General features: G+C 69.2%; 19 protein-coding genes. 8 read left to right on the top strand and 11 right to left on the bottom strand.

Annotated elements, in window-relative coordinates:
- Window positions 1–29: 29 nt before the first annotated feature.
- Together QTI45_RS16205 and QTI45_RS16200 are read left to right on the top strand one after the other, a co-directional pair.
- Window positions 30–518 carry an arsenate-mycothiol transferase ArsC gene (locus QTI45_RS16205; RefSeq protein ID WP_286655117.1) on the top strand — a complete coding sequence of 163 codons (489 nt, stop codon included), beginning with the start codon at window positions 30–32 and terminating at the stop codon, window positions 516–518.
- Between the two features lie 219 nt (window positions 519–737).
- Complete coding sequence (locus QTI45_RS16200; protein ID WP_286374159.1) at window positions 738–1,070, top strand: hypothetical protein; 333 nt, start codon at window positions 738–740, stop codon at window positions 1,068–1,070.
- A 39-nt stretch (window positions 1,071–1,109) separates the two neighbouring features.
- Here QTI45_RS16200 and QTI45_RS16195 read toward each other — a convergent pair whose 3' ends face one another.
- The 10 genes from QTI45_RS16195 to QTI45_RS16150 form a co-directional block, all read right to left on the bottom strand.
- Complete coding sequence (locus QTI45_RS16195; protein ID WP_286374158.1) at window positions 1,110–1,649, bottom strand: Rieske (2Fe-2S) protein; 540 nt, start codon at window positions 1,647–1,649, stop codon at window positions 1,110–1,112.
- Between the two features lie 49 nt (window positions 1,650–1,698).
- Window positions 1,699–2,436 (bottom strand): arsenical resistance protein ArsH, encoded by a 738-nt coding sequence (arsH, locus tag QTI45_RS16190; protein WP_286655116.1) that lies wholly within the window; start codon window positions 2,434–2,436, stop codon window positions 1,699–1,701.
- Window positions 2,437–2,447: 11 nt separating this feature from the next.
- Window positions 2,448–3,524: an ACR3 family arsenite efflux transporter gene (gene arsB / locus QTI45_RS16185; RefSeq protein ID WP_286655115.1), complete on the bottom strand. Its 1,077-nt coding sequence runs from the start codon at window positions 3,522–3,524 to the stop codon at window positions 2,448–2,450.
- 7 nt (window positions 3,525–3,531) lie between these two features.
- Window positions 3,532–4,020 (bottom strand): arsenate reductase ArsC, encoded by a 489-nt coding sequence (locus tag QTI45_RS16180; protein ID WP_286655114.1) that lies wholly within the window; start codon window positions 4,018–4,020, stop codon window positions 3,532–3,534.
- A 30-nt stretch (window positions 4,021–4,050) separates the two neighbouring features.
- Entirely contained in the window at window positions 4,051–4,377 is a 327-nt protein-coding gene (locus QTI45_RS16175; RefSeq protein ID WP_286374154.1) for an ArsR/SmtB family transcription factor, read from the bottom strand.
- Window positions 4,378–4,459: 82 nt separating this feature from the next.
- On the bottom strand, window positions 4,460–5,926 hold the full coding sequence (locus QTI45_RS16170; protein ID WP_286655113.1) for a patatin-like phospholipase family protein: 1,467 nt from the start codon (window positions 5,924–5,926) through the stop codon (window positions 4,460–4,462).
- Window positions 5,927–5,992: 66 nt separating this feature from the next.
- Window positions 5,993–7,588 carry an acyl-CoA carboxylase subunit beta gene (locus tag QTI45_RS16165; RefSeq protein WP_286655112.1) on the bottom strand — a complete coding sequence of 532 codons (1,596 nt, stop codon included), beginning with the start codon at window positions 7,586–7,588 and terminating at the stop codon, window positions 5,993–5,995.
- A 2-nt stretch (window positions 7,589–7,590) separates the two neighbouring features.
- Window positions 7,591–9,162: a class I adenylate-forming enzyme family protein gene (locus QTI45_RS16160; protein WP_286655111.1), complete on the bottom strand. Its 1,572-nt coding sequence runs from the start codon at window positions 9,160–9,162 to the stop codon at window positions 7,591–7,593.
- A 2-nt stretch (window positions 9,163–9,164) separates the two neighbouring features.
- Window positions 9,165–10,184 carry a Bug family tripartite tricarboxylate transporter substrate binding protein gene (locus QTI45_RS16155; RefSeq protein WP_286655110.1) on the bottom strand — a complete coding sequence of 340 codons (1,020 nt, stop codon included), beginning with the start codon at window positions 10,182–10,184 and terminating at the stop codon, window positions 9,165–9,167.
- Window positions 10,181–10,885, bottom strand: coding sequence for a GntR family transcriptional regulator (locus tag QTI45_RS16150; RefSeq protein WP_286655109.1), 705 nt, complete (start codon window positions 10,883–10,885; stop codon window positions 10,181–10,183). Before QTI45_RS16150 ends, QTI45_RS16155 begins: the two co-directional genes overlap by 4 nt.
- A gap of 162 nt (window positions 10,886–11,047) precedes the next feature.
- On the opposite strand from QTI45_RS16150, the gene accB reads away from it, so the two are divergent.
- From accB to QTI45_RS16120, 6 genes are all read left to right on the top strand, one after another.
- A complete protein-coding gene (gene accB / locus QTI45_RS16145; protein WP_286655108.1) occupies window positions 11,048–11,542 on the top strand; it encodes an acetyl-CoA carboxylase biotin carboxyl carrier protein in 495 nt (164 codons plus the stop codon).
- A gap of 1 nt (window position 11,543) precedes the next feature.
- Window positions 11,544–12,995, top strand: coding sequence for an acetyl-CoA carboxylase biotin carboxylase subunit (accC, locus tag QTI45_RS16140; protein WP_286655107.1), 1,452 nt, complete (start codon window positions 11,544–11,546; stop codon window positions 12,993–12,995).
- Entirely contained in the window at window positions 12,992–14,452 is a 1,461-nt protein-coding gene (locus QTI45_RS16135) for an acetyl-CoA carboxylase biotin carboxylase subunit family protein (protein ID WP_286655106.1), read from the top strand. The genes accC and QTI45_RS16135 overlap by 4 nt, the downstream gene beginning before the upstream one ends.
- 4 nt (window positions 14,453–14,456) lie before the next feature.
- Window positions 14,457–15,959: a carboxylase gene (locus QTI45_RS16130; RefSeq protein WP_286655105.1), complete on the top strand. Its 1,503-nt coding sequence runs from the start codon at window positions 14,457–14,459 to the stop codon at window positions 15,957–15,959.
- Between the two features lie 141 nt (window positions 15,960–16,100).
- Window positions 16,101–16,376: a DUF1488 family protein gene (locus tag QTI45_RS16125; protein WP_286374144.1), complete on the top strand. Its 276-nt coding sequence runs from the start codon at window positions 16,101–16,103 to the stop codon at window positions 16,374–16,376.
- Between the two features lie 108 nt (window positions 16,377–16,484).
- A complete protein-coding gene (locus tag QTI45_RS16120) occupies window positions 16,485–16,799 on the top strand; it encodes an NIPSNAP family protein (RefSeq protein WP_286655104.1) in 315 nt (104 codons plus the stop codon).
- A 21-nt stretch (window positions 16,800–16,820) separates the two neighbouring features.
- Here the strand turns inward: QTI45_RS16120 and QTI45_RS16115 are convergent, their stop codons facing one another.
- Window positions 16,821–18,302, bottom strand: coding sequence for an alpha-amylase family glycosyl hydrolase (locus QTI45_RS16115; protein ID WP_286655103.1), 1,482 nt, complete (start codon window positions 18,300–18,302; stop codon window positions 16,821–16,823).
- Between the last annotated feature and the right edge of the window lies 1 nt (window position 18,303).

Genomic DNA, 18,303 nt, shown 5'->3' with positions numbered 1-18,303 from the left:
GGCGCCATTGGCGCAGAATGCAGAACGCCATGCAGAAAATCGGTGTCGTTTTCGTCTCCCGAAGAAACTCATTGCGCAGCGTCCTGGCCGAAGCCTGCCTGCTCCATCTGAGCCAGCGCTTCTCGGTCCGTTCCTGCGGCCGGCCGGGCGAGATCGCCCGTTCGGTCCACCCCGCTGCCTTGGGCGCGCTCGGCAGCGCGAGCATCCCGTTGCCGCCCACCGCCCTGCGCAGCTGGGACGAGTTCACCCGCGCCGGCGCGCCGCGCGCGGACCTCGTGATCACCCTCGACGCTTCCATCGAACCCCTGCAGCCGCGCTGGCCGGGCCAGCCGGACGCGGCGCTATGGCCCTACCCGGATGTGGCCGCCATCGACAACGCCGAGGAAGCGGCTCACGCGGCGATCCAGACGCTGTTCTCGCTCCGGCGCCGGCTGGAGCTGCTGGTCAATCTGCCCTTGCACGGGCTCGACAGGGCGGCGGTGCGGGCGGACGTGCGGGACCTCGCGCACTTGAACTGAAGCGCTTCGCCTTGCCGGCGCAGCGGCGAAGCAACGAAGCGCAGCCGCAGAAGTTGCTCGCGGGCCACAAAGCGTCGGATTTTGTGAGCAAGTTGACGTGCTAGGGCCTTCGGTGTATTGCGCGGCGATGCCGCGAAGCCTAGTCTTGCGACTGAGCTTCCCTGGACGATATTTCCTTACGCACTAACTACTTACGTCGGACTTCGCATGTTGGCCGCAATGCTGATCCTCCTGCTCCTTCTGGCGTGGGAACTGCGCCTCCAGATCTGGTTGGCCAGGGCCGTGTGCATCAGGGCGAAGCGTTCGGGATGGGTCGTCGTCGAAGTCCGGCGACGCGTTTCGATGCTGCGGCTGCCGCAGCATGTGTCTGAATTTCCGGTGCCGCGCGAGGAGCGCATCCGCGTCCATCGGCTGTTCGGCATCGTGCTCTGGCACGAGGAAATGAGCGTGGCGCTCCCGAATAACGCCTGCGAGCACCTCGCGGAGATCACGCCTCAGGATTTCGATCGCCAGTTCCCGATCTGGCTGCGCCTCGCCGGCAGTCCGGGCTGAATCGGGCGAAGCCGCCCACCGACCCGGTGCGGGGCCGGCCTATCGCGCCGGGGCACGCGTGATGCGCAGGATGTGGTGTTCCCTGACCTCGAAGTCCGGCACATCCAGATCCGCCATCTGCAGCAGTCGCGCGTCCTGGTCGGCGTACTGCTTGATCGCGCGGCCGGCGTAGTCCCATTCGCCGAAGCGGCATGGATCGCGATAGCCGCCTTGCCATGGGCGCACCGGAGCGTAGCGTTCGGCGCCCTTGGGCAGGTGTTCGACCTCGCATCCGTCGGCCGGATTCACCAGGGAGTAGACGAAGAACGAGGGACGCCCGGCCGCTATCGGACGCCGATGCCAGGTGTAGGCGGTTTGCGCCCGAAGATCGTCGAGCATCGCCTCGGTGGTTCGCACCAGCGCCAGCGGTGTCTGCTGGAAGCTGTAGAACTTCGGGCTGCCGGCCGGAATCTCCGCCAGGTCGATCTCCAGGTAGGCCGGCTCCTTGCGTTCCATCCCCGCCATCCACTGGACCAAGGCAACCCAGGCACCCGTGGCGACCAGCAGGGCGATCACAAGCAAAACGCGGCGTGGGGTCATCTCGCACTCTTTCGCAGGGCGCACATCTGCGCCCGGCCAGGCGCTCCATTTAAATGGATTTCTGGTTGACCCGCTTCGAAAGCTCGATGGCGCTCTCCTTGCGCTCGCTGTAGCGGTCGACCAGGTAGCTGCTGACATCACGCGTAAGCAGCGTGAACTTGAAGAGCTCTTCCATCACATCCACGATGCGGTCGTAGTAGCTTGAAGGCTTCATCCGGCCAGACTCATCGAACTCCAGGAAGGCCTTGGCGACCGAAGACTGGTTGGGAATGGTCAGCATGCGCATCCAGCGACCGAGCACACGCATCTGGTTCACGGCGTTGAAGGATTGCGAGCCGCCCGAGACCTGCATCACGGCCAGTGTCTTGCCCTGGGTGGGTCGTACGGCTCCCAAGGCAAGCGGAATCCAGTCGATCTGCGCTTTCATGATGCCGGTCATCGCGCCGTGCCGTTCCGGAGAAGTCCAGACCATCCCTTCGGACCACTGCGCGAGCTCGCGCAGCTCCCGGACCTTGGGGTGACTTTCCGGCGCGCTGTCCGGCAGGGGCAAGCCGGCGGGGTCGAAAATCCTGAGCTCGCCGCCCATCGCTTGGAGCAGGCGAGCTGCCTCGAACGTGACCAGACGGCTGTACGAGCGCTCCCGCAGGGAGCCGTAGAGCATCAGGAAGCGCGGCTTGTGCTGCGAGGGCTCGCGCACGCGGAGCTGTTCGGGCGTCGGCGCATCGAACAGTTCGGGATCGAGCGCCGGCAAGGAGGCGAGGGTTCTCAAGGAAGTGACGTCGGACATGTCTTTCTGCTTCAGGATGCAGCCTGGCCGGCTTCGTACCAGCCCTGCGAACGGTTCACCACCGCGACCACCGCGAGCATCACCGGCACCTCGATGAGGACCCCGACCACGGTGGCCAGCGCGGCGCCGGACTGGAAGCCGAAGAGGCTGATGGCCGTGGCCACCGCCAGTTCGAAGAAGTTGCTCGCGCCGATCAGGGCCGAGGGGCCGGCCACGCAGTGCTTCACGCCGAGCCGGCGGTTGAGCAGGTAGGCCAGGCCCGAGTTGAAGATGACCTGAATGAGGATCGGCACGGCCAGCAGCGCGATGACCACGGGCTGGTCCAGGATGGCCTCGCCCTGGAAGGCGAACAGCAGCACCAGCGTCAGCAGCAGGGCCGTGATGGACAGCGGGCCCAGCCTGCCAGCCACGGCCTGGAAGTGGCCGATGCCGCGGCGCAGAAGCGCCTTGCGCCAGAGCTGCGAGATGACGACCGGCATCACGATGTACAGCCCCACCGAGACCAGCAAGGTGTCCCAGGGAACGGTGATCGAGGAAAGGCCGAGCAGCAGTGCGACGATGGGCGCGAAGGCGACGACCATGATGGCGTCGTTCAGGGCGACCTGCGACAGCGTGAAGTACGGGTCGCCCTTGCAGAGCTGGCTCCACACGAACACCATGGCCGTGCACGGCGCGGCGGCCAGCAGGATGAGTCCGGCCACGTAGCTGTCGAGTTGTTCGGCCGGCAGGTACGGCGCGAAGACATGGCGGATGAAGATCCAGCCCAGCAGCGCCATCGAGAAGGGCTTGACCGCCCAGTTGATGAACAGCGTGACGCCGATGCCGCGCCAGTGCGAAGTCACCTGGCCGAGGGCGCCGAAGTCGATCTTCAGCAGCATCGGAATGATCATCACCCAGATGAGGATGCCCACCGGGACGTTGACCTTGGCCACTTCGAGGCTGGCGACCGCCTGCGATAGGCCCGGCAGCACCTGGCCCAGGGCGATGCCGGCCACGATGCACAGGGCCACCCACACGGTCAGGTAGCGCTCGAAGAAGCCGATGGCGGGCCTGGCGGGGGCCGCCGCGGCGAGAGCAGAGCGGGTCATCGGAAAACTAGTTGCTTGAAATGCGGGTGAGCGCGGCCTGCAGTTCTGCCTGGCCGAGGTCCGCGAGCGGCAGCGCCAGCAGTTGCAGCATGCGGTACCCGATGGCCTGGCGCGTGAGTTCGAACGCGGCGGCCTTGCCGGTCTCGGGCGCGTTCGAAGGGTCCGGGTAGCCCCAATGGACCTTGACCGGGCTGCCTGGCCAATAAGGACACTGCTCGGCCGCCGCGCTGTCGCATACGGTGATGACGATGTGCATCTGCGGCGCCGAGTCGCCGGTGAATTCGTCCCAGCTCTTGCTTCGATAGCCCTCGGTGTCCATTCCGGCGGCCTGAAGCGCTTCCAGCGCCCGAGGATTGATGCGGCCGCTCGGTGCGCTGCCGGCGCTGAACGCCCGCACGTCCTTGCCCAGAAGCTGGGCCCAATGGTTGAGCATGCCTTCGGACAGCACGCTGCGCGCCGAGTTGTGGGTGCAGAGGATGAGTACGTTGAGGGTCATGGCAGAGGGATGTCGTCGAGGGTGTGGCGCTCAGCACTGGCAGGCATTGGCGGTGGTCTCCACCGCGCAGGCGGCGCCCTGGCAGCAGTTGTCGGTCAGATAGCCGAGCAGCGCGTTCATGTGTCCGTAGGCGGCCCTGTAGATGAGGTGGCGGCTGGCGCGCTCCTGGGTCACCAGGCCCGAGTTCGCAAGCTCCTTCAGATGAAAGGAGAGCGTGGCCGGGGCGACCCCCAGGGCTTCCTGAATGACGCCAGGCGTCAGCCCGCTTTGCCCGGCAACGACCAGCGCCCGGAACACCTCGAGGCGCAGGGGGTGTGCCAGGGCAGCCAACCCTTGGACGACTTCTTTTGATTCCATGATTCGAGAATAGTCGAATCATTGTCTTCGATCAAGCCGTTTACAAAAAGTCCTTGTTGCCGGAACGGCCCGGCCCGCCGCGCTATTTCCGGCTCGCCGGGCTGGCCGCCGCCGGCGGCGGCGTCACCAGGGTGCCCCCTGCGTCCTTCAGCAGACGCTTGAATTCGGGGGAATCCGCAATGATCGTTCCCGCCGCGGCGCGCAGTCGATCGACGGCCTCGTCGGGCAGCACGAAGCTGGTCGGCTGCCGGTTCAGATAGTCCAGCTCGGCCTTGTCCTTGAGCGCCGGGAAGGACACGTCGATGGCGTAGATCTCGGCGTCGGGGCCGCGCAGCGCCGCCGCGATCGCCGGGTCCTTGTTGTCCGCCATCGCCGCCGAGCGCCGGATCTGGCGCATGGTCCTCCATCGGGCCGCCATGTCCCTCAGCAGTTCGACCGCTTCGAAGGAGTAGCGGTCGATCGGAACGCCGCTCGACTTCAGCAGGATCTGCACGCTGCCGGGAGGCGACTCCGATTCGTCCCACTGGGTCGGCGGCACCGACAACGAATTCACGATGAACACGACGATCCTCTTGGCGCTGTCGAGCTGCGTCGGCAGTCCGGCTTCCTGCATCGCCTCGAGGATCTCGAGCGAATCGAGGACGCCGCGCATGCCGACGTTGTCCGACACGCCGCCATCCACCAGGTGCAGATAGGGCCGCCGGGCGCTGTCCTCGAAATCCTGCATCGACCTCAGCGATCGTATGGCCCGGGCCGCCGGCCGCGGCGGATCGTCGGTGTCGGTGAAGCGCTTGACCCAGGACGGCGGCGTCAGGTGGCAGGTGCCGCCGTAGTTGTTGAGCGTGATCGGCGACAGGACCACCGGCACCGCCGAGGACGCGGCAGCCGCGCGCGACAGCGGCACGGCCCCCAGGTCGGAGCACAGCACGTCGAACAGGCCCTGCTGGAACACCACGCGGGCACCGCTCGAGATATCGGTCGCCGAGGCCAGGATCAGCGGCCCCTTGCCGCGGTTCAGGTCGCCGAAGGTGGCGCCGTTGAAGAGCACTTCGTCGTAGAGCTCGGAAGCCAGTTCGGAGCGCCCCCAGCCCGCGGACGAGAGCCGCGCCCAGTTGCCGGGGTTCAGCGAGCGGGAGATGATCTCGCCCTGCACGTCGCGCTTCAGGAAGCGCTGCTCGTAGTCGTCGAACAGCTTGTCGCCGTAGAGGCCGTAGGCGAGCGCCGTGAAGCTGCCGCCCGACACCCCGGTGATGATGTCGACGTGGTCGATGAGCCGGCTCCTGCCCTTCGGCCCGACCACCTCGGTGCGGCGCAGGTACTCGAGGGCGCCATAGGAGAATGCCGCGGCCCGCGTGCCGCCGCCCGAGAATGCGAGGATCACCAGCGCATCCTTGTCCTTGACTTCGGCCTGGCGCGTCTCGAAGCGGTAGCCGGCGTTCGGATTCGCCTGGGAGATCGGCGGGTTGATCGGGCGGCTGGCGCAGCCCCCGAGCAGCAGCAGGCAGGCGGCGAGGCACCAGGAGGCAAGCCGCAATCGATCGATGGTCATGGACTGTTTTCCTGGCTCCGTGGAGCCGATTCGGGACGGGTCAGTTGCAGGTCGGCAGGCGGATCCTCAGCGCATCGTCCGGCCGACCGGCCCGAGGCGCCGCCCGGTCGCCCGGTAGGCATCCTCGACCCAGGCGCACAGGAGCGGTCGCGTGCTCGCCGGTTCGATGATATCGAGCACCCCGAAGCGCTCGGCGGTGCGCATCGGCGACGAGATCGCATGGTAGTGCGCCTCGAGCTCGAGCCGGTGCGCGACCGGGTCTTCGGCGGCGGCGATGTCCTTCTTGAAGGCCGCGGCGACGCCGCCCTCGACCGGAATCGAACCCCAGCGCGCCGATGGCCATGCATAGCGGTTCGGCAGCGCTGTTCCCGATGGCCCATGCCAGGGGCTCAGCATCGCGCCGGCCAGGCCGACGCAGCGCCGCAGCACGATCGCCAGCCAGGGCACGCCCGACTGCTCGATGGCGTGCAGCGTCTGCAAGGCGGCCGACAGCGTGCCCTCGCGTTCGGCATCGGGCCCGGTCATCACGCCCGGCTGGTCGACCATGTTGACGATCGGCAGGTGGAAGGTGTCGCACAGGTCGACGAAGCGCGCCATCTTCAGCGCCGCGGCGCGCGTCAGGGCGCCGCCCATCACCATCGGGTTGTTGGTCATCACGCCGACCGCATGGCCGTCGAGCCTGGCCAGGCAGGTGATGGTCGAGCCGCCGAAGTCGGGCGACATCTCGAAGATCGAATCCTGGTCGAAGATCGCCTTCAGGATCTTTCGCGGCTGGAAGATCTTGCGCTTGTCGGCCGGGATCGCCTGGTTGAGCCAGGGGTCGCAGCGCTCGACGGGATCGTCGCAGGGAACGACCGGCGGCTGCTCCCACACGTTGGCCGGCAGGTAGGACAGGAAGCGCCGCGTCGCCTGCAGCGCCTCCGCCTCGGTGTCGACGGCCAGCTGCACGGCGCCGCTGTGGCGGTGCATCGCGTCGTAGCCGCCGAGCGATTCCTTGTCGATGTCGATGCCGAGCGCCTGCTTCACGACCGGCGGGCCGCCGGCGAACAGCTGGCTCTTGCCGCGGATCATGATGGCCAGGTGCGCGGAGCCGACCCGCAGCGCACCCAGGCCGGCGCAGGCGCCGAGCGCGATGCCCACCACCGGCACGGCGCCGAGCAGCTGCGTCATCGGCAGCATCGGGTAGCCCGGGATCTTGGTGTGGCCGAGCTTGTCGAGCAGCTTGACGCTGCCGCCGGCGCTGTCGACCATGCGCACGACCGGCAGCTTGTACTCCCAGGCGTAGCGGTCGGCAAAGATCCACTTCTCCGACACCGAGCCTTCGGAGGAACCGGCGCGTATCGTGAAGTCGTCGGAGGCGACCACGGCCCGCCGCCCGGCGATCTTGCCGGTGCCGACCACGGCATTGCTCGGCGTGAAGCTCTCGCGCTGGCGGTCGGCGCCGTACTTGACGCCGCCGGCCAGTGCGCCGATCTCCTTGAAGCTGCCGCCATCGAGCAGGCCATCGATGCGTTCGCGCGCGGTCAGCTTGCCCTGGGCATGGTGGCGGGCGACCTGCTCCTCGCCGCCGAGCTCGCGTGCGATCGCACGGCGCTGCGCCAGTTCGTCCAGGTCGGCGGCCCATTCGCCCGCGGCGGGGCGGGTCATCTCGATCGTGCTCATGGTCAGTTGGCTCCGGTTGCATGGCGCGCGAGGTAGACCTCGCGCAGGTCGTTCTTGGTCACCTTGCCCGCATGGTTGCGCGGCAGCGCATCGACGAACTCGATCACGCGCGGTTTCTTGTAGCCGGCGATCAGCTCGGCGCAATGGCGCGACAGCAGGTCGGCATCGATCGCCTGTCCGGGCCGGCGCACCACGAAGGCGGCCACCACTTCGCCCCACTCGGCGTCGGGCAGGCCCAGCACCGCCACCTCGGCGACCGCCGGATGCGCTTGCACCGCATCCTCGACCTCGCGCGCATAGACGTTGAAGCCGCCGCTGATCATCATGTCCTTGTTGCGGCCGACGATGTAGAGAAAGCCCTCGTCGTCGAAGCGGCCGAGGTCGCCGCTGTAGTACCAGCCGTCGCGGATCGATTCGCGCTCCAGGTCGGGCCGGTTCCAGAACGCGACCGCGCCGATGCCGCGGTGCGCGATCGCGATCTCGCCGATCTCGCCCGCGGGCACGGGGCGGCCATCGGCGTCGCGCACCGTGATGCCGACGTTCAGGGTCGGCCGGCCGCACGAGCCGATGCGTTCCGACGGCCTGCCGTCCTGCAGGTGCTCGTGGGGATAGAGCACGCACAGCGGCTGCACCGCCTCGGTCATGCCGTACTGCTGGCGCAGGATCGGGCCCAGCCGTTCGAGTGCCTCGTGGACCATCGGCGCGGGTGTGGGCGCGGTGCCGTAGTGGACGCGGCGCAGCGCCGACAGGTCCGCCGCCGGGGTCGCGGCCAGCGTCTCGAGCAGCCGGCCCAGCATGGTGGGCACCACCATCAACTGGCTGATGCGGTCACTGGCGATCTGCGCCAGCACCTGCTCGGGGTCGAACCTGTCGGCCACGATGTTGCGCGCGCCGCGCAGGTAGCAGGGCAGCAGATGCACACCGGCCGCGTGCGTGAGCGGGCCGACGTGGAGCATCGCATCGTCGACGCCGAGCCCGTATTCCATCGCGCCGAAATGGTTGGCCAGGCGCGCTTCGAAGCGCTCGATGCTGTAGGCCACGCCCTTGGGCTGGCCGGTCGTGCCCGAGGTGTAGGCGATGCGCAGCAGCAGGTCGGCAGGCACCCTGAGGCCAGGCGCACGGTCCGAGGCGCGCGCCAGCAGCGCGTCGTAGTCGAGCACGTGGGCATCGTGCCAGCCGACGCCAATCACGGCCCGCAGCGACGGCACCAGCAGGCGCACCTGCTGCACCGATTCCTGGAAGTCGGCGCCGGCGATCAGCACCGAGGCGCCGGCGTCGTTGAGGATCGCGGCCTGCTCGCGCACGGTGTGGCGGGCATTCAGGGCCACATAGGCCTGGGCCGCCTTCTCGGCCCCGAACTGGCTCTCGATGCTCTGCACCGAGTTGTCGAGCAGCACCGCGAGCCGTTCGCCGGGCACAAGGCCCAGGCCGACGAGCGCGTTGGCAAGCTGGTTGCTGCGCCCTTCGATCTGCGCATAGCTGTAGCTGCGGTCGCGGAACACGACCGCGGGCCGGTCGCGGAACTGCGCCGCGGCCCAGGACAGGGCATGCCCTGCGATGCGTGCGGAACTCATGCTCACTCGGGCTTGAAATCGATCGACTTCAGCACCGCGCCGACGCGCTCGTGGTCGGCCCGCAGCGATTTCGTGAGCTCGTCCGCGGTTCGTGGCTGGCCGGCATCGAGGCCGAACTCGCGCAGTCGCTCGCGCGTCGCGGGCTGGGCCATGACCTTCAGCGTGGCATCGCGCATGCGCGTCTGCGCCGCGGCGGGCACGTCGGGCGTGGTGAACAGGCCGATCCAGACCAGCGCCTCGAGCTGCGGGTAGCCGAGCTCGGCGAAGGTCGGCACGTTCGGCAGGTTCGGGGAGCGCTGCGGCAGGCTGACCGCATACGGCACGATCTTGCCGGTCTTGATCAGCGGCACCGCATTCGGGATGCCGGCGAACATCAGCGGCACGTGGCCGCCCATCAGGTCGACCAGCGCCGGCGGCGTTCCCTTGTAGCCGACGTGCGCCATGTCGATGCCGGCCGCCTTGTTGAGCTGCAGGCCCATCACGTGCGAGATGGTGCCGGCGCTGTAGGAGGCGTAGCTGACCTTGCCCGGGCTGGACTTCACGTAGGCCACCAGTTCGGCCAGGGTCTTGGCCGGCACCGAGGGATTCCCGACCAGCACGATCCCGCCGCGCGCCAGCTCGACCAGCGGCCTGACTTCCTTGGCCATGTCGATGCGCAGCTTGACGATGTGCGGGATCTCGCTGACCAGCGCATCGAGTGCGACCACCAAGGTGTTGCCGTCGTGCGGGGCCTGCAGCAGGTCGTTGACCGCCACCGCGCCGCCGGCGCCGGGCCTGGACTCGACGACCACCGTCTGGTTCAGCTCCTTTTGCAGGCCTTCGGCCAGCAGCCGCGAGACGACGTCGAGGCTGCCGCCGGGGGGCCCGGCCACGAGCAGGCGGACCACCTTGTCGGCGGGGGCCTGCGCCAGCGCGGCAGGGGCGGCCAGCGCGACGCAGGCGGCGGCAAGGGCGGCGGCCAGGCCGCGGCGGTCGATACGGAATGTCATGTCTCTCTCCAGTTCGTTGGTGGGTTGCTTCATGGGGTGTCTCCTTGGGTTGTCGAATGGATGGCCTGCGTCTGCAGTTGCCTGATGGCCTCGTCGCGCGAGGCGTCGATCAGCGACTCGATGGCGGCGGCCGCGCGGTCGGCATCGCCGGCCTCGAGCGCTTCGAGCACCGCGCGCCAGGTGCGGGCCGATTCCTTCCGGCGCGCCGCGGTCGCCAGGCCGAGCTTCGCGTAGCGCCGCGTCTGCCGGGCCAGCGAGGCCAGGATCTGGGTCAGCCGTTCGTTGCCGGAGCAGGCGGCCAGCAGGCCGGCGATCCGGTGGCTGACCGCCAGGAAGGCGTGGCCGGCGTCGTCGACTCGGGCCAGGCGCTCGAGCTCGCCGACCTCGGTGGCGATGCGCGCAAGGAAGTCGTCGCTCCGGCGCCCGAAGCGCCGCACCATCGCGCCGACCAGGTCGCGGCGAATCTCGAAGATGTCGCCGACCTCCTTGATCGAGAGTTGCGTGACATGGGCGCCGCGGTTCGGCAGGATGCACACCACCGAGTCCTTCTCGAGGATGCGCAGGGCCTCGCGCACCGGGCCCCGGCTGACCTCGAAGCATTCGGCCACGCTCTCTTCCCGGATGCGATCGCCCGGAGCGTATTCGCCCTGCGCGATCGATGTCAGGATGCGCTCGGCGATCTGTTCGGGCAGCGTCTGCAGCTGGCGGACGCCGGCCCTTGTCTGTAGGGTCATCTGGAGCCTCGGGTGGTCCCGACACGTCGTCGGATCTCCGAACTCTACTCGACATTCAGATTGTTGACAAGATTAATGTGCCCATGATCTAATCCAGTCCATTGCAGCAGAGCGCTGCGCCATCGAAAGGCGGACCGATCCGCCGCACAGGAGACACAGGCCATGCCCCTAACCCATACCGACGTCCGCCGCATCCTCGAGATCCTCGACAGCGCCGAACACCTCGAATCCCTGGACGTCACCGTCGGCGAGTTCGAGCTTCACGCCCGCAAGCCCGGCGCCTCGTCGGCCCTGCCCGCGCAGGCGCCGCAGAGCCGGGCCGCGCGCCCCGCCCTGGCGGCCGATGCCCCTGCTGTCGACGGGGCCGCTGCGGCACCGCCCGCGGCGCTGACGGAAGTTCCCGCCGGCCTGGTCGCGGTGCGCGCGCCGATGGTCGGCACCTTCTACCTGCGCCCCAGCCCCGACCAACCGCCCTTCGTCACGGTCGGCGCCGCCGTGCAGGCCGGGGACACGGTGTGCCTGGTCGAGGTGATGAAGATGTTCAACACCGTCAAGTCCGACTTTGCCGGCACCATCGAGCGGGTCCTGATCGAGAACGGCAAGCCGGTCCAGCACGACCAGATCGTGATGCTGATCAAGCCGGCGCAGGAGGCCTGACATGAGCAGGACCGTTTCCACCCCCGTGGCCAGCCGCGACATCCGGCGCCTGTTCGTGGCCAATCGCGGCGAGATCGCCGTGCGCGTGATCCGCGCCTGCCGCAGCCTCGGCATCGAGGCCGTGGTCGGCGTCTCCGAAGCCGACACCGAGACCCTGGCCGCCAGGATGGCCGACGCAGTCGTCGTGCTCGGCCCTCCCCTCGCGGCCGAGAGCTACCTGCGGGCCGACAGGATCGTCGAGGCCGCCCTGCAGAGCGGCTGCGACGCGGTGCATCCAGGCTACGGCTTCCTCTCCGAGCGCTCGTCCTTCGTGCGCGCCTGCGTCGAGGCCGGACTGGTGTTCGTCGGCCCCTCGGCCGAGGCGATCGACGCGATGGGTGACAAGATCACCGCGGTGGGCCTGGCGCAGAAGGCCGGCGTCCCGCGCGTTCCGGGCTCCGGCGCGCTGTCGGACGTGGCGCAGGCCCAGCGCATCGGCGCCGACATCGGCTACCCGGTGCTGATCAAGGCGACCGCCGGCGGCGGCGGCCGCGGCATGCGCATCGTCCGCGACCCGAGCGAACTCGAATCGCTGATGAGCTCGGCGGCCAACGAAGCGCAATCGGCCTTCGGCGACGCCACGCTGTACATGGAGAAGTTCATCGAGCATGCGCGCCACATCGAGATCCAGGTGATGGCGGATTCGCACGGCAACGTGGTCTATCTCGGCGAGCGCGAGTGCTCGACCCAGCGCCGCCACCAGAAGCTGATCGAAGAGGCACCCTCCCCCGCGGTCGACGAGGCGATGCGCCGGGCCATGGGCGAATGCGCCGTGAGCCTGACGCGCAATGCCGCGTACTGCGGCGCCGGCACCATCGAGTTCGTGGTCGACCAGCGCGACAACCGCTACTTCTTCCTCGAGATGAACACCCGCATCCAGGTCGAGCATCCGGTGACCGAGATGATCACCGGCTTCGACCTGGTGGCCGAGCAGATCCGGGTCGCGGCCGGGCTGCCGCTGTCGTTCACGCAGGACGACGTGAAGCTGCAGGGCCATGCGATCGAATGCCGCATCAATGCCGAGGACCCGGAGCGCAACTTCCTGCCGCGTCCGGGGCTGATCTCGCGCTGGGACCTGCCGTCCGGCGAGGGCATCCGCGTCGACAGCCACTGCTATGCGGGCTACACGGTGCCGCCCTACTACGACTCGCTGCTCGGCAAGCTGATCGTGCACGCGCCGACGCGCCAGCAGGCCATCGCGCGCATGCGGCAGGCGCTCGGCGGCCTGCGGATCGAGGGGCCCTCGACCACCGCACCCTTCCACGACGCGGTGCTGGCGCATGACGATTTCGTCGGCGGCAAGGTCACGACGCGCTGGGTCGAGGAGACCTTCCTGCCGCAGCGCAAGGCGGCGCAGAAGGCCGCCGCCCTGGCCGCCCGGGCGGCGCAGGCCGAAGCCGGGGTGCAGCCATGACCGAAGAAGCCGTGGTGCGCTGCACCGACGTCAGCCTGACCGACGGCCAGGGCGCGCGCTGGAACGGCGCCATGACCACGCCGATGGCGCTGGCCCTCGCCCCCCGGCTGGCCGCCGCCCGCCCCGCGGCGGTCGAGGTGGCCTCGCCGGCGACGCTGCAGCAGTGCGTGGCGCGCGGCGAGAACCCCTGGCAGCGCATCGAGCTGCTGCGTGAGCGTTGCCGCGGTATCGCGCTGCGCGCCGCTGTCTCATTGCTGACGGATCATGGCCGGCGAGGCGTCGACCTCATCTCGACGGAAATTGCCACGCTGTGGCTCCGCGAACTGGCGCAACGCGGCGTTTCCGAGATCCTGCTGATCGACCCGCTGCTCGACATCGAGCGCATGGCGCCGGTCCTGAAGGCCGCCAAGGCAGTCGGACTGACGGCAATAGCCGCCCTGCCTTTCGCACAGGAACCCACCCGCCGCGACGATGATCTCCGGGCGAATGCTGTGGCGCTTGCCGCTGCCGGCGCCGATCGCGTCATGCTTCGGGACGAAGGCGGCCTGCTGACGACAGACCGGCTCGCGACGCTGCTGCCGGCAATGCGCTGGGGTCTCGGCCACACGCCTCTCGACCTGCACCTGCGCTGCCAGACCGGGCTTGCACCCCTGGTCGCGCTCGAGGCGGTGCGCCTCGGCATCGACGGGCTCGACACCGCCTTCGCGCCGCTGGCCAACGGCGCCTCGGTGCCGGCGCTCGGCACGCTGCTGAAGTCGCTGCGCCTGCTGCGCCAGGGCAGGCCCGCGAGCGACCAGCTGCTGCATGCCATCGGCGAGGCCGACCGGCTGCTCGCCGAGATGGCCGACTGCGAAGGCTTCGAGCCGGCGCGCGCCTGGGTGTTCGACCTCGCACCCTATGTGCACGAGCTGCCGGGCGAGGTCGCGGCGCAGTTCATGCGCAAGCTGGCCGAATCCGGCCTCGGGCACCGGCTGCACGCCTTTGCGCACGAGTGCGCCCGCGTGCGCCGCGAAGTCGGCGCGCCGCCGATGCTGGCGCCGTTCGCACGGCCGATCGCCGAGCAGGCCCTGCTGCATCTCCAGGGCATGCCCCGCTACGCCGAGATCCGGCCCGGCGTGCGGCGCGCGCTGCAGCAGGTCCATGGCCCGGCGCCGCAGGAAGTCGATGCCGGGCTGGCGCGACGCGTCGGCGCACTGCCCGGCCCCGCTGCATCGCCGCTGGCTGCGTTGCGTGCGGCCCACCCCGACGCGAGCGACGCCGCCCTGGTGATCGCCCAGAGCTGCGGCGTGGCGCCCGGGGCGCTGCCCGCCCCGGCATCGCCCGACGCATTGCGCTACGCGGGCCTGACGCCGGCGCAAGCCCTTCTCGCCGGCCTCACGGCACGCGCCGCGCCCTACGCGCAGCTCGGCGTGCAGGGCCCCGGCGTCTCGATCCAACTCCAAGGCACGGAGAGCTGAAGCCATGCTCGAACACCTCAAGAAACTGGTTGCCGCGGAAAGCGCGCGCACCGGCAAGCGCCGCACGATCCACCTGACCGACGACACGCTGCGCGACGGCCAGCAGTGCCTGTGGGCCACCCGCATGCGCACCGAGCACATGCTGCCGATCGCAGAACGCATGGACCGCGCCGGCTTCCTGTCGATGCAGGCGATCGCGCTGGTCCAGTTCGATGCCAGCGTCCTGTTCCTGAACCAGGACCCGTTCGAGCGCATCCGCCTGCTGAGCGAGCGGATACGGCACACGCCGCTTCGCGCCGCCATCCGCAGCAACCTGATGCGGGGCTTCTTTCCGGTCGCCGACGACATCACCGACCTCTTCGTCGAGCGGCAGATCGCCAACGGCGTGCGCGAGATCGGCCTGTTCGACGCCCTGATGTGCAACGACAACCTCGCATCGAGCATCGCGACCGCACACCGGCTCGGCGCCGAGGTCACGCTGCTGCTCGGCTACAACATCGCGCCGGGCTACGACGACGCGCTGTACGCGAGCAAGGCGCGCGAGGCGGTCGAGCGCTTCGGCGTGCGCACCGTCGCGCTCGCCGATGCGGCCGGCATCCTGACGCTGGAACGCGTGCGCACGCTGGTGCCGGCGATCAGGCAGGCGATCGGCGGCCGGGCCCGGCTGGAGTTCAACACCCACTGCCTGACCGGGCTCGGGCCGCTGCTCGCGATCGAGGCCGCGGTGCATGGCGCCGACAGCATCCTCACGGCGGTCGATCCGCTGGCCAACGGCAACTCGCTGCCGGCGGCCCAGATGATCGCCCGCAACCTGCGCGAGATCGGCCTCGAGGTCACGGTCGACGACCGCCTGCTCGACGAGGTCGGCGCGTACTTCGGCGCCCTGGCCGAGCGCGAGGGCCAGCCGGTCGGCGTGCCCGCCGAGTACGAGCCCAGCCACTACATCACGCAGTTCGCCGGCGGCGCGATGAGCAATCTCGAATCGCAGCTCAAGCTCGCCGGCATGTCCGACAGGCTTCCCGCCGTGCTCGAGGAGATCGGCCGCGTGCGGGTCGAGCTCGGCTCGCCGATCATGGTCACGCCCTATCCCGCGATCGTCTCGGCCCAGGCGGTGATGAACGTGCTCAACAACGAGCGCTACAAGGTCGTCCCGGACGAAGTCAAGAAATACGTCTGCGGCTATTTCGGCGAACTGCCGCTGCCGGTCGACCCCGACGTCAAGGACCGGATCATCGGCAACGGCTCGAAGGATGTGGCGCTCACGCCGCCGGCCATCGAGCCGGTGCTGCCGGGCCTGCGCCAGCGCTACAAGGACATCGGCGACGACGAACTGCTGCTGCGCTACATGTACGGCGACGAGAAGATCGACGGCCTGGCGCCGACCGCGGCCGGCGACAGCTTCAGCCTCCGGCATCCGGTGGTCGACCTCGTCGCAGGCCTGGCGGAGCGCCCGCGCGCAGCGCAGGTGCAGGTGGCGGGCGACGGCTTCTCGCTGAGCGCGAACTGATCGGCGCGCGGGTGAAATGCCCGCACTGCCCGAAGAGCTTCCATTGGACCTGCGAGGTCCGGCGGCGGATCATGTGCAGGCATGCGAAGGCATGCCAAGCACCCGCTTCGCATGCCTGCGTCTCAAGCGGAGGCAAAGGAAATGACCGAGGCAATCTACTGTTTCGACACGGCCACGGTGCGGTTCGCGATCTACCCGGATGGCCCTGAAGGCGACAGGGTCGTCGCCGAGATCTCGGAAGACCCGCTGCGCGACCTCTTCGGTGCCGACGGCGGCGGCGACACGCTGGTGGCCGCCTACCAGGCGCACAGGGCAACCATCGACGCCCTCGCCCTCGAGCGCCACCACGAGGCGCCGTGCCACCCCGTGCTGCTGGAAACCCACGATTTCGAGATGGCCGGCGCGCACGCCGACTGAGCGGCCGCAGGGCCGGTGCCGCCGTCGCTGCGGCAGCGCAAAAGTCGATTGCCCCGCCGGCGCGCGGGTGCTTCAATGACGGCTCTTCCCGTGACGAAGGAGACGTCGATGTCCTACGAAGCGCGATATGTCCTGCGACCCAACCCCGGCGCCGACCTGGGGGCCGTCATCGGCGCCCTGAAAGCGGGCGCGGCGCTCTGGAAGAAACACGGAGCACCCGACCCGCAACTCTGGAGCGTGGCCGCGGGCGAGCTGGGCAACTATGTCCTGACCGTGCAGTTCGAGAACGCGGTGGCTTACGCCAAGGTCACGGATCCGCTGGCGGCCGATCCTGAATTCCGCCGCTGGCAGGCGGACAACGTCCAGTCCGGGTCGTTCACCTGGGTCCGCAGCAACCTCATGCGCGAGATCTCGCTGGCGTAGCACGCCGGCCCCGGCCGGCCATCAGGCCAGCCGCTGCACCTCGAAGGCGTGGTGGCCCCATGGCGGCAGGTCGAGGAACAAGCCGCGCGACAGCAGGTCGTCGCCCGGACGGTCGTAGACCGCCGTGCCGAGCAGGTCGCGCAAGCGCAGCACGCTTCCTGCCAGCTGCGGGAACGGAAGACGCACGAAGCACTGGGATGGCTGCGGCGCGTAGTTCACGGCAACCAGCACCCGCTCGCCATCGGCCCCCTCCCAATCGAAGGCGATGAAATTGTCCGAACTGGGGTTGCCGTCCCAGGCCGGGAGACAGTCCCGCAGCGACCAGCGGCCGTCGCGCAGCGCCGGCCGGCGCAGCAGCGCCAGCAGCCGGCCATAGAACTGCTCGAGCGCAGCGTCCACGGCTTCGTCCGGTCCGCGCACCAGATGCGGGGAAATCCGCGTGCGCCGGCCTTCGAGCTGCCCTTGATGGAAGAAGCGCAGGCCCGGCGAGACATAGGTCAGCACCGCCGCGGCGGGGTGGACTTCAGGGGCCAGGGAGGCGGCCGCCCGCGCTTCGTCGTGGTTCTCCAGGAAGCGCGCCAGCCGGTCCTGGTAGCCCATGTCCGCGCACAGGTGCTCGCGAACCGGGCGGGCGTGCAGCTCGTGCAGGCGGTCGTACAGGCGCTTGTCGTAGGCGTAGTCGAAACCCTGCTGCTGCAGGGTCCATTCCATGTCCCAGTAGACCTCCGCCATGAACAGGAAGCCGGGGTGGGAGCGCCGCACCGTGTCGATCGCCCGGGGCCAGAACGCTTCGGCCCGGATGCCCCAGGTGCGCTCGAAGACCTCGGGCACGACCAGCATCGCCATGTCGCAGCGAAGGCCGTCGCACTGGCCGGCGATGCGCTCGAGCTCGGCGATCATCGACGTCTGCAGATGGGCGTTGCCGTAGTCGAGCTGCAGGGTGTCGGGCCAGCCGTCGAAGTACGGGTCCCGGCCGTGGGCGAGCAGCAGCGGGCCGTTGCGGGTCTGCACGCGGCAATGGTTCTGGGGCGCTCGCGCCAGATCGGCTTCGCTGGCATGCACGAAGCAGTCCGGCCGCTCGTCGGTCCACGGATGATCGAGGGCCATGTGGTTCGGCACGAAGTCGAGCATCAGGCGCAGCCCGCGCTGGCGCATTCGCGACCGCAGGCGCGCCAGGGCGGCGTCGCCGCCCAGGTCGCGGTGCACGCGGTAGTCCTTGATCGCGAAGCCCGAACCCGCGATGTCCTCCTCGCGAAGGTCAGGCAGCGTGTGCTCGAACTCGCGCCGCCACGCCGGATTGCTGCGCGAGATGCGCTGCGCGGCTTCTCCGGTCTGCCAGACGCTCAGCAACCAGAGCCAGTCGAACCCCATGCCGGACAGCCGATCCAGCTCGGCGTCGGCGATGTCGTCCAGCGTGGCCGCACGACCCAGCGACCGCGACAGCGCCGTCAGGAAGACGCGCGTATTGAGCTGGTAGAGCGCCGGATAGCGAGGGCCTTGCATG

It is taken from the genome of Variovorax saccharolyticus (assembly GCF_030316765.1).
Classification (GTDB): Bacteria; Pseudomonadota; Gammaproteobacteria; order Burkholderiales; family Burkholderiaceae_C; genus Variovorax; species Variovorax saccharolyticus.
This window is presented reverse-complemented; position numbering and strand designations above follow the sequence as displayed.